We start from the raw sequence: 16,089 nt of genomic DNA, 5'->3' as shown, positions 1-16,089 counted from the left end.
CTCGACGTTCAGCGTGGCCGGGCGAGATGGGTGTCGATGAACAGGCCATCGGCCTGCACTAGGACCACGCCGTCGGCACTGATCGAGCCGCCGGACCAGATCTTGCGGCCCTCGACCCGCTCCTGCCAGCCGCGGACGACGAGGTCGGTGTGCAGCGGCACCGGCTTGAGGTAGCGCACGGTCAGGGTGCCGGTCATGCCGGAGGTGCCGGCGTGCGCGTTCGCCACCCCGAGGGTGTGGTCGAGAAGCAGCGCGCTGATGCCGCCGTGCACGCACCCGGGCGGGCCCTGATAGGTGATACCGAGGTTGACGCTGCCGGCGACGGAGCCGTCCGGCTCCGCCGCGAGGGTCAGGGGCGGGGCGATCGCGTTCTCCGGTCCGGTCACCGGGTCGTGCCTGGTCACCCCCTCCCCCGACCACATGTCGACCATCCGGTCGGCGAGCTCGGGCGCGAGGTTCTCCACCTCGACCGCCATCTCTGTCAGACGCCGGGACAGGTCGTCGAGATCGACATCCACCTGGCCACCGGCGGCCAGGAGCGCGACCGAGAGGCGGCGTACGGCCCCCACGGCCGTGTCGATGCCCGAGTCGTCGGGCACCGCCGTGAGCGCGAACGGGGTCATCGGGTCACCTCCGCGGTCGCATGGGTGAGTACCGGCTGTCCGTCGCGCTCGGGGCAACTCGCCGAGAGCAGGAGCCGGTCGCCGTCGTGCCAGACCGAGGTGCGGATCGTCTCGCCGGGCACCACGGTCCCGGCGAACCGGACGCCGAGGCTGCGCAGACGGGTGGCATCGCCGCCGAGAAGGCCGTCGACGAGGGACTTGGCGACGATGCCGTAGGACGCGAGACCGTGCAGGATCGGGCGGTCGAAGCCGGCCGACGCCGCGAAGGGCGGCTCGATGTGCAGCGGGTTGAGGTCGCCGTTGAGGCGGTAGAGCAGCGCCTGGCCGGGGGCCGTGGAGCTGTCGAGGACGTGGTCGGGGGCTCGGTCGGGAGCGCTCCAGGTCGTGTCCGGTCCCGGCTCACCGTCGAACCCGCCCTCGCCGCGCGCCCAGATCTGCATCTGCGCGGTCCACAGCGGACCGCCCGCGTCGGCGACGCTGTGCTCGAGGACGACGACCGCCGCCTTGCCCTTGTCCCAGACGTCGGCGACCCGGGTGCTCAGCTCAGCGGTGCCGGCGGCGGGGAGCGGCCGGTGCACGGTGAGCCGCTGCCCGCCGTGCAGGATCCGACGCAGGTCGACGTCGACGCCGGGCATCCGCATCACGGGCGCGGCCGGCTCGTCGCCGACCGAGATGGTCTTGCCCGCCACGACCGCGAAGGTCGGCAGCACCTGCAGGTCCCGCTCGTAGGTGTAGGTCAGCTCCGGGTCGACCGCGGCATCGCGGCCGGCACCGAGGGATAGGTGGTAGAGGAGTACGTCCCGGGCCGTCCACGAGATCGTCCGCATCGTCGGCGGCGCGGCGAGGGCGGTGCTGAGGTCGATCGGCATCGGTCCTCCGATCAGTAGTGGTCGGCCGGGCGCAGGGTCGCCTCCGCGCCGCCGTCGACGTAGACGACCTGCCCGGTGACGTGGCTGTTCGCCTCGCTCACCAGCCAGGCGAGCAGCTCGGCCGGGGCCTCGGGCTGGGCATACCCGTTGAGCGGCATCGGCACCGCCGCGTCCATCACCGCGCGCATCGTCGGATCGTCGATCAGGCCGACGCTCATCGGAGTGAGGATCACCCCAGGGGCGATCACGTTGAGCGGAATGCCGGCATCGGCCCAGCCGGGCGAGACGCAGGTGGACCTGGCCCAGCGGGCCAGTGCCGACTTCGTCGAGGGGTAGATCAGTGTCGGCGCGCCCTTCTCGACGAGGACCTCCGCACGCACTGTCGCGTCCGCCGTACGCCCCGCGAGACACAGGTCGACCATCTCGGCGTCGTTCGGCTGGGTGCCGGAGATAGAGCCGACGACGGCCACCCGGCCAGCCTTCGAGGCCGCCAGGGCCGGCTGGAGCCCGAGGACCAGCTCGACCGTGCCGAAGTAGTTGACCTCGACCATGAGCGGGCTGGGGACCGAGGTCCCGGCACAGGTCACCAGGCCGTCGAGAACCCCGTCGCACCGCTCCGCGACGGCCGCGACGGCGGCCGCACGGCCCCCGGGGGTCGCCAGGTCGGCGACCACCATGGCATCGACCCGGTCGACGGTGATGACGTGGTCGCCACGGGCCTCGAGAATGCTCACGAGCGCGGCGCCGATCCCGGACGCTGAGCCGGTGACGGCGATGGTGCGGGGCATGGGTTTCCTCCGTTTGCTGGGGCTGGGTCAGATGTGCGAGCCGCCGTCGACCCGGAGGTCGACGCCGGTGAGGTAGGACGCGTCGGGCGAGGCGGCGAAGGCGATCGCACCTGCGATCTGCTCCGGCCGAGCCGGCCCGAAGGGCGAGCGGATCCGGTCGAAGGCGCTCAGGTCGAGCCCGGGATGCACCGCGACGGTGCGCGTGAGCGGGGTGTCGACGGTGCCCGGCGAGATCGGCACGACCCGGATCCCCCGGCCGACCAGCTCGGCGGCGAGACTGAGCGAGAAGCCGAGGACGGCGCCCTTCGAGGCGGAGTAGGCCGACATGTAGGGGTTGCCGTGTGCCGCGGATGTCGAGGCGACGTTGACGATCACCCCCGTGCCGTCGGGCAGGAGTGGCACGACCTCCCGACAGAAGAGTGCGGTGCCGACGAGGTTGATCTCGAACAGGTCGCGCAGGTCGGTGACCGACAGTGACGTGATCGGCGTGGTCCGGTGCGCGCCGGCGACGTTGACCAGCACCTCGACGCTGCCGAGCTCGGCGCGCGCCTCTGCGACGCTCGCCACCACTGCCTCCTCGCCGGTGATGTCGACGATCGCGGTCGCCACCCGGCCGATCCCGACCGCAGCGGTCCTGGTGTCCTCCAGACCGCTGGCGTCTCGGTCGACGGCGAACACGGCCGCGCCCTCCGACACCAGCCTGATGACCGTGGCCCGACCGATGCCCGACGCAGCGCCGGTGACGATGACGTTGGTCCCGCTGAACCTCTGCATGGCCGCGAGGCTAGGGGGGATCATCCCCAGGGGTCGCCCGGATCACCGGTCAGTGGGACGTGGTCTCCAGCGGGCGGAGGAGCAGCGCGCAGGCGGCCCTGATGTCGTCCTCGGCCTGACCCATCGAGAAACGGCCGTTGAGCAGGGACACCAGCGTTCCGAACCAGCAGGAGACGATCAGCCGGATCTGCCGCTCGGTGTCGGGGGTGGCCTCCGCGATCCCGGCCGCACGCTGGACGATGCGAGTGAACCGCTCGTCATCGAGGGCCGAGTCACGGCTCCCCATGGCGTACGACTGGCTGTTGCCCTGGATCATCGCGAGCGAGAGCTTCGGAGTGCGAGCCATCTCGCGGCTCATCCGGATCAGCAGGTCGGCGACCCCGGTCGCGGAGACGCCCTCTGCCGGGACCTCCTCCATCTCGTAGGCGCCGACGCGCCAGCGCATCACCGAGCTGAACAGATGCACCTTGGACGGGAAGTAGCGATAGAGCGTGGCGATCGCGACGTTCGCGTCCTTGGCCACATCGTTCATCTGGACGTGGTCGAAACCGTGCTCGGCGCCCAGGTGGGCAGCAGCACGCAGGATGCGCTGATATCGATCCTTCTGCTCGATCGAGCTCGGCGTGGCCGCAGGTCTACCCTCGGCGATCCGTGGCAAAGCAGGCTCCCTCCGGTGACGATTACGACTGACGACTGCGAGATGTCGATCCTCAGCCCGGATGACGTCGATCCGACTGCATGTTACCGGTCAGCGGGATCGACGCCGCAGGAGCGCACGGCGGCGACCGACACTGCGAGGACCAGAAATCCCGCGTCCGGCGGACGCCTGCCGGCGCGACGAGCTCGAGGAGAGCAGATGACCACAGCCGAGGACGAGGTCCGCCACATCGAGTCGGGTCCTCCCCCCACACGGTTCGCCCGAGGCTGGCACTGCCTAGGGCTGGTACGCGACTTCGACGACCGCGAGCCGCACCAGGTCAACGCGTTCGGCCAGAAGCTCGTCGTCTTCGCTGGCGAGGACGGCTCCGTCAACGTCCTCGACGCTTACTGCCGCCACATGGGTGGCGACCTCTCGCAGGGCACGGTCAAGGGCAACGAGATCGCCTGCCCGTTCCACGACTGGCGCTGGGGCGGCAACGGCCGCTGCAAGCAGATTCCGTACGCCCGCCGTGTCCCGCTGCGCGCCCGGACCGCCGCTTGGCCGACGATGGTTCAGGACGGCATGCTCTTCGTCTGGAACGACCCGGAGGGCAACCCGCCCACCGAGGACGCCACCATTCCGCGCATCCCGGGCTACGACAACCCCGAGTGGACCGACTGGGTCTGGTACACGACCACGATCGAGGGCTCCAACTGCCGCGAGATCGTCGACAATGTCGTCGACATGGCGCACTTCTTCTACGTGCATTTCACCTTCCCGACGTACTTCAAGAACATCTTCGAGGGCACGGTCGCGACCCAGCTGATGACCGGTCAGGGACGTGAGGACATCACCCGCCCGCAGAACAGCGGCAGCGGTCCGAAGAGCACCGGGACGACGTCGACGGCGGCCTACTACGGCCCGTCGTTCATGATCGACGACGTCACCTACCACTACAGCGACGGCAATGACATGCCCACGACGCTGATCAACTGTCACTACCCGATCGACGAGAACTCGTTCGTGCTGCAGTACGGCATCATGACGAAGAAGCCGGCCGGGGTCGACGACGAGGCGGCGACCGCCACCGCACGCAAGCTGGGCGACTTCATCCGGATCGGGTTCGAGCAGGACGTGCAGATCTGGCGCAACAAGGCGCGCATCGAGAACCCGCTGCTGTGCGAGGAGGACGGCCCGGTCTACCAGCTGCGCCGCTGGTATCAACAGTTCTACGTCGACGCCGCCGACATCGCCCCCGAGATGGTGGAGCGCTTCGAGTTCGAGATCGACACGACCAAGCCCAACGAGGCCTGGCGCGCCGAGGTCGAGGCGAACCTGGTCAAGCGCGCGGCCGCCTCCGGCCAGCCGGTCTGATGGCTGACCTGACCGAGGTCCGGCCCGACGTCCGCCTGGACGACGCCCCCATGCAGCCCGTGGTCTGCGGGACCTGCGGGGGGCACGTCCAGGCACGGAAGAGCTCGTGGGACCAGACCAGCATCCAGTGGAGCGACGGCGCGCTCGCGGCCTGCGTGGAGCGGCGCGCCTCCTCGCCCCGGCCGGGTCCCAACGGAGCGACCTTCACGGGTTGCGCCACGCTGCGCGACGCGATCCGCGAGGCGGCTGTACGCGGTGACCTGACCGTCATCGACGACGCCCCGTTCAAGACCAACGCCGCCACTCACGACGACACGGAGGTGAGCGCCTGATGAGCGTCGACCTGGTGCGCCACGGCCCCTGGGCCGTCATCGCCGGCGGCTCGGAAGGCGTCGGCGCGTCCTTCGCCCGGCAGCTCGCCGAGGCCGGTCTCCACCTGGTGCTGCTGGCCCGCAAGCCGGGTCCGCTGGAGGAGACCGCGGCCGCGTGCCGCGTGCTCGGCGTCGAGGTACGCACCCTGGCGGTGGACCTGACCGACCCCGACGCGATCAAGGAGATCGCCGAGGTGACCGCCGATATCGAGGTCGGCCTCCTCGTCTTCAATGCCGGCGCCAACACCTATGGCCACGAGTTCGTCACCGGCGACCTGGACCGCTTCCAGGAAGTCATCGACCTCAACCTCACCGCGCAGCTCGCCCTGGTGCAGCTGTTCGGGGCGCCGATGCGCGAGCGTCGTCGCGGCGGCATCCTTCTGATCGGCTCCCTCGCCGGCTACCTCGGCGCCGCCCAGATCAGCATCTACGCCGCGGTGAAGGCGTTCTGCCGCGTCTTCGCCGAGGGCCTGTGGCTGGAGATGCAGGAGTACGACGTCGACGTGCTCGAGTTCGTCCTCGGCGTCACCCGGACCCCCTCCATGGAGCGGGCCGGTCTCAACTTCGACGTCCCCGGCATGCACGTCTCCGAGCCCGATGACGTCGCCCGCCAGGCCCTCACCCGGCTGCAGGACGGCCCCGTCCAGGTCGCGGAGGGCAACGAGAAGCTGGCCGCGATCCGTAGCGGTCACGACCGCACCGCACTGGTGCAGGAGGCGTTGGCGAAGTCGAAGAAGCTGCTGCCGCCATCCAGCGAGTAGGGCTACCTACCGGGCGTCGTGCCGGGCGGCAGCCCGTCCGGCACGACGCCCGAAGAAGGTGCCGTCGCCCAGGGACGTACCGGAGATGTAGCCGTGGCCGTGCATGCCGGCGCTCGCGCGCCCGGCGGCATACAGGCCGGGTATCGCGATGCCGGTGAGGTCAAGGACCTCGCCGTCGACCGTCGTGTGCAGGCCGCCGAGGGTGAAGCCGGCGAAGCCGGTGGCGCCGGGGGCGGCTCGGTGGGTCGGGTTGTGGAAGCCGATGCGCGGGTCGATGGCGGCGTACGGGCCGGACAGGACCCGGGTCCAGCGCGGGTTCTTGTGGAACAGCGGGTCGCCACCGGCGGCGGCGCCTGCGTTGTAGGCGGCCACGGTGCGGGCGAGGGATCCGACGGGCATGCCGAGGTCGGCCTCGAGCTCCTCGATCGTCTCGGCGGCATGGCTGGGTACGACGCCCCACAGGTCGGCCTCGTCGGTCTCCTCGACGGTCCGCCCGTCCACGATCACCCAGCAAGGGCCCGGCTCGTGCAGGGCGGCGTGGCTGTAGAGACCGGGATAGACGTCCTCGTTGATGAACCGCTCGCCACGTGCGTTGATGAGCATGCCCTGACAGGCGAGCAGCGGGAGCGCGGTGTAGGCGACCTCGACTACCGACATCCGGCGTACGGCGGCACCGATGGCCTGCGCCATCACGATGCCGCTGCCGTCGTCCCCGCCGTCGCTGACGGTGCCGTGACCAAGCAGGTCGGTTGCATGCGCAGCGACCATCGCCTCGTTGTCGGCGAAGCCGCCGGTGGCGACGACGACACCGCGCCGGGCGCGATAGGTCAGGTCCTCACCGAACCGCCGAGCGCGTACGCCGACGACCCGGCCGTCCTCGACCAGGAGCTCCGTGGCGCGGGTGTCCGGGTGCGTCTCCACGCCTGCCTCGGCGCACGCGGCGACGAGGCGGTCCATGACCAGCCAGCCGCCGAAGCTCTCGGTGGCGGGCCGGTGACCGCGCGGGACGGGACGGGCGAGCTCGTCGTACGGCCAGGCGTTCTCGCCCAGCCACATCAGCCCGTCCGTGGTCGACGGCATCCAGGAAGGCGCGTCGTAGAGCGACCTCTCGAAGTCGATCCCGAGCGAGGCGAGCCAGTCGAAGTGCTCGACGCTGTCGTCGCAGTAGAGCCGCAGCTTCTCCTCGTCGGCGTGCGGGCCCAGTGCGGCGTGCAGGTAGGCGTACATGTTGTCCGCGTCGTCCTCGAGGCCGAGCGCCTGCTGGACGGCGGTGCCGCCGCCGAGGTAGAGCTCGCCGCCCGACTGCGCCGAGGAGCCGCCCGCCCCGCTGGCGCGCTCGAGGGCGGTCACGGAAGCGCCGGCGCGTCGGGCCTCGAGGGCCGCCGCACCGCCCGCACAACCGAGGCCGACGACAACGACGTCGGCCTCGTGAACCGTGTCGGTCACGCCGGCGGAAGGAACGCGGCGAGCGGCTCGGAACCGGACCAGTCATGGCCCCAGTAGCTGTCCGCGGTGATCTCCTCGGCGGTGTAGTGGGCCTCGTCGACCAGCGTGCCCTCGCAGCCGTACTCCAGGTCCCAGCCCCCGGGCGCGCGCACGTAGAACGACACCATCTTGTCGTTGGTGTGGCGGCCGAGCGTCGAGGAGAGCGAGAAGCCCGCCTCGTTGACCTTGTCGAGCGCGCGGCCGACGGCGTCGAGGCTGTCGACCTCCATCATCAGGTGGACCAGGCCGGGGGCCTCGCCGTGCGGCGCGGGGCAGACCGCGAGGCTGTGGTGGCGCTGGTTGACACCCATGAATCGGACCCGGCGCGGTGGCAGGGCCGCACCCATCCGGATCGCGCCGCGCGGCAGGAAGCCGAGGACCTCGGTGTAGAAGGCGACCGTCTCCTCGGCCACGGTGGTCGGGAGGACGACGTGGCCCATCCCCTGCTCGCCGGTCACGAACGTCTGGCCGTGGCCGGTGAGGACCGGGCTGTGGTCGAGCACCGGACCGAAGAAGACCTCGAGGGGCGTACCGGCAGGGTCCTCGAAGCGGATCGCCGCCTCGACCCGGCGCTCGTCACACTCCTCCTGGGTGAGCTCCTTGGTCGCGACGCCGGCGGCATCCAGGGCGGCGGCGACCTCGGCGAGACCGAACTGGTCACGGACCTCCCAGCCGACGGCGACCACGCGGTCGACGTCACCGGGCAGCACGACGAGCCGGGCGTGCCGCTCGTCCATCCGCAGGTAGAGGCCGTCGGCCACCGGGCCGGTGGCCTCCTGCATCGCCAGGCAGTCCACCGTCAGCTCGCGCCAGCGGGGCAGGTCCTGGCTCTGCACGATCAGGTAGCCGAGGGCACGGATCGCAGTCATGGTTCTCCTCAGTAGTGGGGACTGGTCAGATCATCGAGAGCATGGGTCCCGGCGGCGGGGTCACGTCCATCGCAGTGAGCGACTGCACGTGGAAGACCGATCCGGGGACGTGGATGGCGTGCGCGAGGCCCATGTGACCGTCGCGCCAGAACCGCTGGATGGGGTTGTCCATCCGCATGCCGTTCCCGCCGGAGCGGGCGACGATCTCGTCCATGGCCCGGACCGCGCGCCAAGCGGCGGAGACCTGCGTACGCCGCGACTCGGCGCGTTCGGCGAACGTGACCTCCTCGCCGCGTACGGCCTTGTCGTGGAACCGGCGGGCGTTGTCGAGCATGGTCACCCGAGAGGCGTGGATCTCAGCGGCCGACTGGCTGATCGCGTTCAGCACGTGCGGGTCGTCCTTCACCTTGGCGCCGGTGATCTGGACGCGGGTGCGCTGGTAGGCGAGGTGCGCGGCGAGCGCGCCCTCGGCGATGCCGATCACCGCGGAGGTGATGCCGAGCGGGAAGGCCGTGGTGAAAGGGATGTGGTAGGTCGGGTTGGTCAGGCCGGCGTCGGCTGGCTGGCTGCCGTCCATGAACCGGGAGAACCTCACCACACGGTAGTCGGGGATGAAGGCGTCCTTGACGACGATGTCCTTCGACCCCGTGCCACGGAGCCCGACGACGTCCCAGGAGTCCTCGACGATCGTGTAGTCCGAGCGCGGCAGGATGACGTGGTGGACCTGCGGCGGCATGAGCGCCTCGCCGTTCTCGTCGCCGAGCATGGCGCCGAGGAAGATCCAGTCGCAGTGGTCGGTGCCCGAAGAGAACTGCCAGTGGCCGTTGAAGACGTAGCCGCCGTCGACGGGACGGATGATGCCCATCGGGGCGTACGGGGAGGCGATCCAGGTGTCGTTGTCCTCGCCCCACACCTCCTCCTGGACGCGCGGGTCGCACATCGCCATCTCCCACGGGTGCACGCCGACGATGCCGGCGACCCACCCGGTGGAGCCGTCCAGGCTCGCCAGCCGCATCACGGCCTCGGCGAACTCGGCGGGGTGCGCCTCGGCGCCGCCGTACTTGGCGGGCTGCAGCATCCGGATCACGCCGGTCTCGCGCAGCAGCTCCGCGGCCCGGTCATCGAGCCGGCCCAGCGTCTCGTTGCTGGCGCCCAGCGCGGCGATCTCCTCGGCGCGGGCCTCGATCCTCTCCAGCACACTGCTCATCTCGCACTCTCTTCCTGCTGCGTCGCGGACGTGTTGCCCGTCGATCCCACGGTGGCACCCGGCGCGGTCGGCGAGGGCGCCGTCTCCCGGTGATCGGTAGCACCGGCCGCGTGCCGCGCGGCCAGGTAGCCGAAGACGATCGAGGGGCCGATCGTCGCGCCCGGTCCGGCGTAGTCGTTGCCCATCACCGACGCGGCGCAGTTGCCGGTCGCGTAGAGGCCGGCGACGACGGAGCCGTCCTCGCGTAGCACCCGCGCGTGCTTGTCGGTGACCAGGCCGCCCTTGGTGCCCAGGTCGCCGACCTCGATGCGTACGGCGTAGTAAGGCGCCCTGTCGATGAGGTCGAGGTTGGGGTTGGGGAGGCTGGTGTCGCCGTAGTAGCGGTCGTGCGCGCTCTCGCCGCGGTGGAACTCCTCGTCGACGCCCGCGGTCGCGTAGCCGTTGAACCGGGCCACGGTCGCCTCCAGGGCGTCGGCGGGTACGCCGATCGAGCTCGCCAGCTCGGCGATGGTCTCGGCGCGGTGCACGATGCCCTGGTCGTAGAAGCCCTGCGGGAAGGGGGCGCCCGGCAGGATCTGGGCGAACGGGTAGCGCGAGCGGGCCCGGGAGTCCATCACCAGCCAGGCCTGCTCGTTGCCGCTGACGAGCTGGTCGTGAACGAAGTTCACGTACGGCGAGGCCTCGTTGGTGAACCGGGAGCCGCTGGTGCCGACGATCACCTGGCCGGGGATGGCGCGCTCGGAGACGAGCGGGATCGTGGCGCCGGCGGGGTGGCTCACCGACGGCATCCACCAGGCGTCGTCCATCAGGTCGACGGCGCCGCCGGCGGCCTGGCCGGCGACGATCGCGTCCCCGGTGTTCTCCATGGCGCCGAGGCTGTGGTCGGGGCGGGCGCCCTCGGGAAGGTGCTGGCTGCGCATCGCCGCGTTGTGGTCGAAGCCCCCGGCTGCGAGCAGGACGCCCTTGCGACCGCGGATCCGGACCTCGGTGCCGTTGCGGGTGGCGACGATGCCGGTGACGCGGTCGCCCGTCGGTCCCGCCTCGAGGACCAGCGAGGTCATCGTGGTCTCCAGCCACAGCGGGATGCCGGCGTCCTTGAGCGCCATCCGCATCCGGGCGACGAGGGCGCGCCCACCGGTGGCCATGTGGCGGCGGCGTACGACGTTCGAGCTGACCCGCCAGGCCGCGCGCAGCGAGGCCAGCCGGCCCTGCCAGGTCCGCTTGACCATGGCGAGGTCGTGGTAGTCCTTCGCGGTGACCCACAGGCCCAGCGGACCCTTCATGTTGTTGGGCCGCTGGAAGGCCTCGTCGGCGCCGAGCTTGCGGGTGTCGAACGGAACCGCCTCGATCGACCGGCCCAGCGGACGGCCGCCGGCGACCTCGGGGTGGTAGTCGGCGTAGCCCTTGGTCCAGGCGAACCTCACCCATTTCGAACGCTCGAGGAGCTCCATCGCGGCCGGGCCGTGGTCGACGTACGCCTCCAGGCGGGTCGCCGAGACCTTCCCCTCGGTGATCGTCGTCAGGTATCCCAGCACCGAGTCGCGGGAGTCGTCGTGGCCGGCCTTGCGAAGGGTCGGGTTGTTGGGTACCCAGATGCCGCCGCCGGAGATACCGGTGCTGCCACCGAACTTCTTGCCCTTCTCGATGAGCACGACGGACAGGCCGGCGTCGACGGCGGCCAGCGCCGCCGTCATCCCGCCACCACCGCTGCCGACGACGACGAGGTCGAACTCGTCTGTCCAGGTGCTCATCGGGCCACCTCCGTGGCGCAAGCGCCAGGATACGGACGCGGCCCGATGAGAGAACCAATGGTCGCTCGCTGACGCTCGCTCATCGGGCGCCCTCCTCGTCCTGCTCGGTGAGGAAGGCGAGGACGGTCCGCTCCCAGGCGCGCTTCTGCTCGATCATCGCCCAGTGGCCGCAGTTGGGGAACACGTGCACCTCCACCTCGGGGATCGTGCGCATCGGGATGAGCATCATGTCGAGCGGGCTGACCCGGTCGTCGCGGCCCCAGGTGAGCAGCGTGCGCGCCTTGATCTGGTCGAACTGAGCCCAGCCGGGGGTCGCGTTCGCGGAGCTGCCGGCACCGGCGAAGGCGGCGGCGATCGCGGCACGGCCGTACATCCGGCGGGCGACCTCGAGGGTGTCAGGGTCGGTGGCCTGCTGCCAGCGCTGCTCGATCAGCTCCTCGGTGACCATCGACTGGTCGTAGACCATCGAGCGGAGCCAGGCGACCAGGTTCTCGCGGTTCGGGTTCTCGACGAACTCGACGAGCAGGTTGATGCCCTCGCCCGGGGCAGGGCTGAAGATGTTGCGGCCGATGCCGCCGACGGTGACCAGACGGCGTACGCGGTCGGGCTGGCTGATCGCGAGCCGGGTCGCGATACCTCCGCCCATGGAGTTGCCGATCACGTCGACCCGGTCGAGGCCGAGCCCGTCGAGGAAGCGCTGCACGGCGGGCAGCGCCGCCATCATCGGGTGCTGGTCGGTGGTGTCGCTGACCCCGAAGCCGGGCAGCTCGAGGACCAGGCAACGGAAGTGCGGGGCGAAGGCCGGCAGGTTGTCGCCGAAGTTGCGCCAGCCGGTCACACCTGGGCCTGACCCGTGCAGCATCAGCAGCGGCGGGCCGTCGCCGACCTCGTGATAGCGGAGTACGCCGGCGTCGGTGACGAGCTCCCGGCGGGTGGATTCGTGGGTCAGGTCTGTCACGGCGCTCACGCTAGGGCTCGGGACGGTTTCCTACGGTGCTCTTGACCGGTGACCGGGAAGCATGGACGAACGGGGTCTGCGATCGGGTCACTCAGCGGGACATCGCCCCACGGCAGACGCCTCGAAGACCTAGCGTCCGAGCATGAGCAACGACCCACCAGGAGGCGAGCAGATGACAACTGACGTGACGTACGAGGCTGAGTCCGTGGGCAGCGCCCCGACCCCGCAGGAGATGCGCACCGCCATGGGCAGTTTCGCCACCGGGGTGACGGTCGTGACCGGGATGGACGACGGCGAGCCGGTCGGCTTCGCCTGCCAGTCGTTCGCGTCGGTGTCGCTCGAGCCGCCGCTGGTGCTCTTCTGCGCCGACCACCGCGGCCGGGCCTGGCCCCGGATCCAGCACGCGGGACGCTTCACCGTCAACGTGCTCGGCGAGGACCAGACCGACCTGTGCCAGCGGTTCGGCTCGAGCCGCGGCCGGAAGTTCGAAGATCTCGCCTGGGAGCTCTCGGGACTCGGCACGCCCAGTCTTCCCGGTGTCCTGATGCGGGTGCACGCAACGGTCGAGACCGTCCATGTCGCCGGTGACCACGACGTGGTCGTCGGCCGGGTGACCTGGCTGGAGACGCCGACCCGAGACAACCCGATGCTGTTCTTCCGCGGCAAGTTCGGTGTGGAGGACCAGCACGAGCACATCGCGCCCGACCTGTGGGGATGGGGCGAACACTGGGGGTGAGCCCCTCCTCGGGGACAGCTGAGGGCCCCGCCCGAACGCTCTGGGCAGGACCCTCAGCTGAGGTCAGATCAGGCAGCGGGTGACGGCCGATGCAGGTCCGTACGCTCCCCGAACTGCGGGAAGAGCTCCTGGCCCGCACGATGGGCGGCCCGAAGGACGAGCGGCGCGACCCGCTCGATCGGCGCGCGCAGGTCTCCGACGAGCGAGACCGCGCCGACCGGCCCCTCCGGGCCGCGGATCGCCGCGGCCACGCAGGCGATGTCCGGGTCGGTCTCGCCGCGCTCGAAGGCGACGCCGCACCGGGACCGGACCCTGTGCAGCTCTTGGTGGAGGTCGGCGAGATCGCCGATGGTCGCCGGGGTCAGCGGGGTGAGCGCGGGGGCGACGAGTTCGTCGACACGCTCCGCGGGCAGCCAGGCGAGCATCGCCTTGCCGAGGGCGGTGGCGTGCGCGGGCACCCGGCCACCCACCATCGAAGGGACCCGCGCGGCGAACCGACCGCCGATCTTGTCGAGGTAGCGGACCTCGGCACCGTCGAGCACGGCGAGGTGGGCGACCAGACCAGTCGTCACCTGCATCTCGTGGAGGTGAGGAGCGGTCGCGCTCCGCAGCTCGGTGTCGGCTCGGCCGCCACCGCCCAGACCGAGCGAGCGCGGCCCGAGGCCGAACCCGAACGGGGTCTGGGTGAGCCATTCGAGCCGGACCAGTTGGTCCAGGATCCGGTGGACGGTGGTGCGAGGAAGGTGGGTGATCCGCGAGACCTGCTCGGGCGTATGCCGGATCCCAGGCGTCTCGAAGGCATCCAGAATCAGCGACATCCGCTCGACCATCGACGGCGGGAGGTCGCGTCGGGTGCGGTTGTCTGGCTCGACCGCTTGTGCGCTCATGATGACCCCATTTCCCCAAAACTGAAATGAATTCTTGTTTTCTGTTTGCAACGTACCAAACGGCCGAATCGCTGCCAAGACCCTGGCGTAGAGATTTGCCGACAGACCGCTCAGCGGGACCGCGCCGCCGCTCGCGCGCGCACCGATGCTTGACTCGCTCGACCGCGTGAACCGACCGCAGAAGGAGCCGCAGTGAAGCTCGGCATCGTCAGCCCGATCGTCACCGCCAACCCCGGCGCCCACGCGGCCTGGGAGGCAGAGGCGGGAATCGCCGAGCTGGCCCAGGTCGCCCGCACCGCCGACCGGCTCGGCTTCGACCACATGACCTGCAGCGAGCACGTCGCCGTCCCTGGCGACGCAGCCGCCGAGCGCGGCGGCACCTACTGGGACCCGCTGGCCACCTTCGGCCACCTCGCCGCGGTCACCGAGCAGCTGCGGCTGATGACCCAGGTGCTGGTGATCGGCTACCACCACCCGCTGGAGATCGCGAAGAGGTACGGCACCCTAGACGTCGTCAGCAACGGCCGGCTCGTCCTCGGGTTGGGTGTGGGTTCGCTCGAGGAGGAGTTCGCGCTCCTCGACCGGCCGTTCGCGAGTCGCGGAGCCCGCGCCGACGACGCGCTGGCCGCGCTGCGCGCGAGCTTGGGGCGACGCGAGCCTGCCTACCACGGCAGCGACTACGAGTTCGACGGCTTCGTGGTGGAGCCACACGCCGTCCAGGAGCGAGTGCCGCTCCTCATCGGCGGGCGTACGCCCCGGAGCCTGCGCCGCGCGATCGAGCTCGGCGACGGCTGGGTGCCGTTCGGGCTCGGGTCCGAGGACCTGCGCACCATGCTGAGCGCCCAAGACGTCCCCGACGGCTTCGAGGTGGTCCTGTCGCCTGGCCGCATGGTCGATCCGACCGGCGACGCCGAGGCCACGATCCGCCGGCTCACCCGTCTCCGGGCCGCCGGCGCCACCCTCGTCAGCACCGCGGTGGAGGCCACGTCGGTGGACCACTACTGCGACCAGCTGGAGGCCCTCGCCTCCTTGGCCGGCGAGATCTCATGACCCTCCAGGAGACCACGATGGAAGACCGCCTCACTGAGCTCGAGCACCGTCTGCAGACCCTGGAGGACGAGCGCGAGATCGTGCAGCTGCTCACCACGTACGGACCGCTGGTCGACTCAGGCAGCTCCGCGGAGGTCGCTGCGATCTGGACCGAGGACGGTGTCTACGACAACGACGTGATCGAGATGAACGGTCGCGACCAGATCTTCGCGATGGTCGAGTCCGCACCGCACCGCGGTTTCATCGCCGGCGGGTGCGCGCACTTCAACGGGCCCGTCTCCGTCCACGTCGACGGCGACACCGCCGTTGCCGTCACCCACTCCCTCATGGTGCTGCACGAGGACGGCTCCTTCCGGATCAACCGGGCTACCGCCAACCACTGGCAGCTGCGGCGTACCGACGAGGGCTGGCGCGCCACCGCACGGGTCGGCCGGGTCCTCGACGGCAACGAGCTCGCGCCGCTGCTGCTCCGCACCGGTGCGCTCGGGCAGCTCCCGCCAGAGCACGCCGGCTGACGCCGACCGATTCCAGTCAGTCACCCGGGCGGAGCACGGTGAAGTCGCCGAGCCCGATACTGATCGTGAACGTACGCCGGCTGATCAGCCAGCCCCGCTCGGCGCGGACCCAGAGGTCCTCGTACTCCCCCATGCACTCGTAGAAGGAGCCTTCCTTCGACCCCGCCCCGACGTGGTAGACACGGGCGTAGGTGAGCGTGCGAGCGTGATCGCCGTCGACCTGCACTCGGTGGTTGCCGAGCAGGTGCTGGGTGGCGCCGACGCCGCCGAGGTGTGCCTGCATCCTGGTGACGATCACCTCCGGACCGCCGTCGGCGCCATAGCCGTGCGCGTCCTTGGTGAAGGCGCCGCGAAGCGTGTCCCAGTCGCGGCCGTCGATGGCGGCGGCGATCTCTGCGAGCCGCTCGATCAGTACGTCTCGGTCGTTCATC

Annotated in this window: 18 protein-coding genes; 6 read left to right on the top strand and 12 right to left on the bottom strand. The window is 70.6% G+C overall.

Annotated features, from left to right (window positions below):
- Positions 1-8: 8 nt before the first annotated feature.
- Genes ACFVDI_RS18150 through ACFVDI_RS18130 form a run of 5 tightly spaced genes read right to left on the bottom strand, consistent with a single transcriptional unit; the run spans position 9 to position 3,712 of the window.
- Positions 9-623: a PaaI family thioesterase gene (locus ACFVDI_RS18150; protein ID WP_378907567.1), complete on the bottom strand. Its 615-nt coding sequence runs from the start codon at positions 621-623 to the stop codon at positions 9-11.
- Positions 620-1,492: a MaoC/PaaZ C-terminal domain-containing protein gene (locus ACFVDI_RS18145; protein WP_378907564.1), complete on the bottom strand. Its 873-nt coding sequence runs from the start codon at positions 1,490-1,492 to the stop codon at positions 620-622. Before ACFVDI_RS18145 ends, ACFVDI_RS18150 begins: the two co-directional genes overlap by 4 nt.
- 11 nt (positions 1,493-1,503) lie before the next feature.
- On the bottom strand, positions 1,504-2,280 hold the full coding sequence (locus ACFVDI_RS18140) for an SDR family oxidoreductase (protein WP_378907560.1): 777 nt from the start codon (positions 2,278-2,280) through the stop codon (positions 1,504-1,506).
- Between the two features lie 27 nt (positions 2,281-2,307).
- Complete coding sequence (locus ACFVDI_RS18135) at positions 2,308-3,054, bottom strand: SDR family NAD(P)-dependent oxidoreductase (protein ID WP_378907558.1); 747 nt, start codon at positions 3,052-3,054, stop codon at positions 2,308-2,310.
- Positions 3,055-3,103: 49 nt separating this feature from the next.
- A complete protein-coding gene (locus ACFVDI_RS18130; protein WP_378907556.1) occupies positions 3,104-3,712 on the bottom strand; it encodes a TetR family transcriptional regulator in 609 nt (202 codons plus the stop codon).
- A 198-nt stretch (positions 3,713-3,910) separates the two neighbouring features.
- On the opposite strand from ACFVDI_RS18130, the gene ACFVDI_RS18125 reads away from it, so the two are divergent.
- Genes ACFVDI_RS18125 through ACFVDI_RS18115 form a run of 3 tightly spaced genes read left to right on the top strand, consistent with a single transcriptional unit; the run spans position 3,911 to position 6,200 of the window.
- The gene (locus ACFVDI_RS18125) at positions 3,911-5,068 is read left to right on the top strand and encodes a Rieske 2Fe-2S domain-containing protein (protein ID WP_378907553.1); all 1,158 of its coding nucleotides are present in this window, start codon (positions 3,911-3,913) and stop codon (positions 5,066-5,068) included.
- Positions 5,068-5,400: a hypothetical protein gene (locus tag ACFVDI_RS18120; RefSeq protein WP_378907551.1), complete on the top strand. Its 333-nt coding sequence runs from the start codon at positions 5,068-5,070 to the stop codon at positions 5,398-5,400. The genes ACFVDI_RS18125 and ACFVDI_RS18120 overlap by 1 nt, the downstream gene beginning before the upstream one ends.
- Positions 5,400-6,200, top strand: coding sequence for an SDR family NAD(P)-dependent oxidoreductase (locus ACFVDI_RS18115; RefSeq protein WP_378907549.1), 801 nt, complete (start codon positions 5,400-5,402; stop codon positions 6,198-6,200). Before ACFVDI_RS18120 ends, ACFVDI_RS18115 begins: the two co-directional genes overlap by 1 nt.
- A gap of 6 nt (positions 6,201-6,206) precedes the next feature.
- Here the strand turns inward: ACFVDI_RS18115 and ACFVDI_RS18110 are convergent, their stop codons facing one another.
- The 5 genes from ACFVDI_RS18110 to ACFVDI_RS18090 all read right to left on the bottom strand — a co-directional run bounded on the left by ACFVDI_RS18110 (position 6,207) and on the right by ACFVDI_RS18090 (position 12,470).
- Positions 6,207-7,646, bottom strand: coding sequence for an FAD-dependent oxidoreductase (locus ACFVDI_RS18110; protein WP_378907547.1), 1,440 nt, complete (start codon positions 7,644-7,646; stop codon positions 6,207-6,209).
- On the bottom strand, positions 7,643-8,554 hold the full coding sequence (locus ACFVDI_RS18105) for a VOC family protein (protein WP_378907544.1): 912 nt from the start codon (positions 8,552-8,554) through the stop codon (positions 7,643-7,645). Before ACFVDI_RS18105 ends, ACFVDI_RS18110 begins: the two co-directional genes overlap by 4 nt.
- Positions 8,555-8,579: 25 nt before the next feature.
- Positions 8,580-9,761 (bottom strand): acyl-CoA dehydrogenase family protein, encoded by a 1,182-nt coding sequence (locus ACFVDI_RS18100; protein ID WP_378907542.1) that lies wholly within the window; start codon positions 9,759-9,761, stop codon positions 8,580-8,582.
- Positions 9,758-11,512: an FAD-binding protein gene (locus ACFVDI_RS18095; RefSeq protein WP_378907539.1), complete on the bottom strand. Its 1,755-nt coding sequence runs from the start codon at positions 11,510-11,512 to the stop codon at positions 9,758-9,760. The genes ACFVDI_RS18100 and ACFVDI_RS18095 overlap by 4 nt, the downstream gene beginning before the upstream one ends.
- Positions 11,513-11,591: 79 nt before the next feature.
- Positions 11,592-12,470, bottom strand: coding sequence for an alpha/beta fold hydrolase (locus ACFVDI_RS18090; RefSeq protein WP_378907537.1), 879 nt, complete (start codon positions 12,468-12,470; stop codon positions 11,592-11,594).
- 142 nt (positions 12,471-12,612) lie between these two features.
- Here ACFVDI_RS18090 and ACFVDI_RS18085 point away from each other — a divergent pair, with 142 nt between their 5' ends.
- A complete protein-coding gene (locus tag ACFVDI_RS18085; RefSeq protein ID WP_378907535.1) occupies positions 12,613-13,206 on the top strand; it encodes a flavin reductase family protein in 594 nt (197 codons plus the stop codon).
- Positions 13,207-13,274: 68 nt separating this feature from the next.
- Here the strand turns inward: ACFVDI_RS18085 and ACFVDI_RS18080 are convergent, their stop codons facing one another.
- Entirely contained in the window at positions 13,275-14,093 is an 819-nt protein-coding gene (locus ACFVDI_RS18080) for an IclR family transcriptional regulator (protein ID WP_378907532.1), read from the bottom strand.
- A gap of 192 nt (positions 14,094-14,285) precedes the next feature.
- Between ACFVDI_RS18080 and ACFVDI_RS18075 the strand changes: the two genes are divergently transcribed.
- Both ACFVDI_RS18075 and ACFVDI_RS18070 read left to right on the top strand, forming a co-directional pair.
- Positions 14,286-15,143, top strand: coding sequence for a TIGR03619 family F420-dependent LLM class oxidoreductase (locus tag ACFVDI_RS18075; RefSeq protein WP_378907529.1), 858 nt, complete (start codon positions 14,286-14,288; stop codon positions 15,141-15,143).
- Positions 15,144-15,160: 17 nt separating this feature from the next.
- Entirely contained in the window at positions 15,161-15,658 is a 498-nt protein-coding gene (locus tag ACFVDI_RS18070) for a nuclear transport factor 2 family protein (RefSeq protein WP_378907526.1), read from the top strand.
- A gap of 16 nt (positions 15,659-15,674) precedes the next feature.
- Here ACFVDI_RS18070 and ACFVDI_RS18065 read toward each other — a convergent pair whose 3' ends face one another.
- Complete coding sequence (locus tag ACFVDI_RS18065; RefSeq protein ID WP_378907523.1) at positions 15,675-16,088, bottom strand: nuclear transport factor 2 family protein; 414 nt, start codon at positions 16,086-16,088, stop codon at positions 15,675-15,677.
- Position 16,089: the final 1 nt, after the last annotated feature.

The sequence above is a fragment of the Nocardioides sp. NPDC057767 genome, from assembly GCF_042798275.1.
GTDB lineage: Bacteria > Actinomycetota > Actinomycetes > Propionibacteriales > Nocardioidaceae > Nocardioides.
This window is presented reverse-complemented; position numbering and strand designations above follow the sequence as displayed.

What these genes read in the sequence shown, in the direction of transcription:
- ACFVDI_RS18150 (WP_378907567.1), bottom strand. Translation starts at nt 623, where the DNA reads ATGACCCCGTTCGCGCTCACGGCGGTGCCCGACGACTCGGGCATCGAC.
- ACFVDI_RS18145 (WP_378907564.1), bottom strand. Translation starts at nt 1,492, where the DNA reads ATGCCGATCGACCTCAGCACCGCCCTCGCCGCGCCGCCGACGATGCGG.
- ACFVDI_RS18140 (WP_378907560.1), bottom strand. Translation starts at nt 2,280, where the DNA reads ATGCCCCGCACCATCGCCGTCACCGGCTCAGCGTCCGGGATCGGCGCC.
- ACFVDI_RS18135 (WP_378907558.1), bottom strand. Translation starts at nt 3,054, where the DNA reads ATGCAGAGGTTCAGCGGGACCAACGTCATCGTCACCGGCGCTGCGTCG.
- ACFVDI_RS18125 (WP_378907553.1), top strand. Translation starts at nt 3,911, where the DNA reads ATGACCACAGCCGAGGACGAGGTCCGCCACATCGAGTCGGGTCCTCCC.
- ACFVDI_RS18120 (WP_378907551.1), top strand. Translation starts at nt 5,068, where the DNA reads ATGGCTGACCTGACCGAGGTCCGGCCCGACGTCCGCCTGGACGACGCC.
- ACFVDI_RS18115 (WP_378907549.1), top strand. Translation starts at nt 5,400, where the DNA reads ATGAGCGTCGACCTGGTGCGCCACGGCCCCTGGGCCGTCATCGCCGGC.
- ACFVDI_RS18105 (WP_378907544.1), bottom strand. Translation starts at nt 8,554, where the DNA reads ATGACTGCGATCCGTGCCCTCGGCTACCTGATCGTGCAGAGCCAGGAC.
- ACFVDI_RS18100 (WP_378907542.1), bottom strand. Translation starts at nt 9,761, where the DNA reads ATGAGCAGTGTGCTGGAGAGGATCGAGGCCCGCGCCGAGGAGATCGCC.
- ACFVDI_RS18095 (WP_378907539.1), bottom strand. Translation starts at nt 11,512, where the DNA reads ATGAGCACCTGGACAGACGAGTTCGACCTCGTCGTCGTCGGCAGCGGT.
- ACFVDI_RS18085 (WP_378907535.1), top strand. Translation starts at nt 12,613, where the DNA reads ATGAGCAACGACCCACCAGGAGGCGAGCAGATGACAACTGACGTGACG.
- ACFVDI_RS18080 (WP_378907532.1), bottom strand. Translation starts at nt 14,093, where the DNA reads ATGAGCGCACAAGCGGTCGAGCCAGACAACCGCACCCGACGCGACCTC.
- ACFVDI_RS18070 (WP_378907526.1), top strand. Translation starts at nt 15,161, where the DNA reads ATGGAAGACCGCCTCACTGAGCTCGAGCACCGTCTGCAGACCCTGGAG.
- ACFVDI_RS18065 (WP_378907523.1), bottom strand. Translation starts at nt 16,088, where the DNA reads ATGAACGACCGAGACGTACTGATCGAGCGGCTCGCAGAGATCGCCGCC.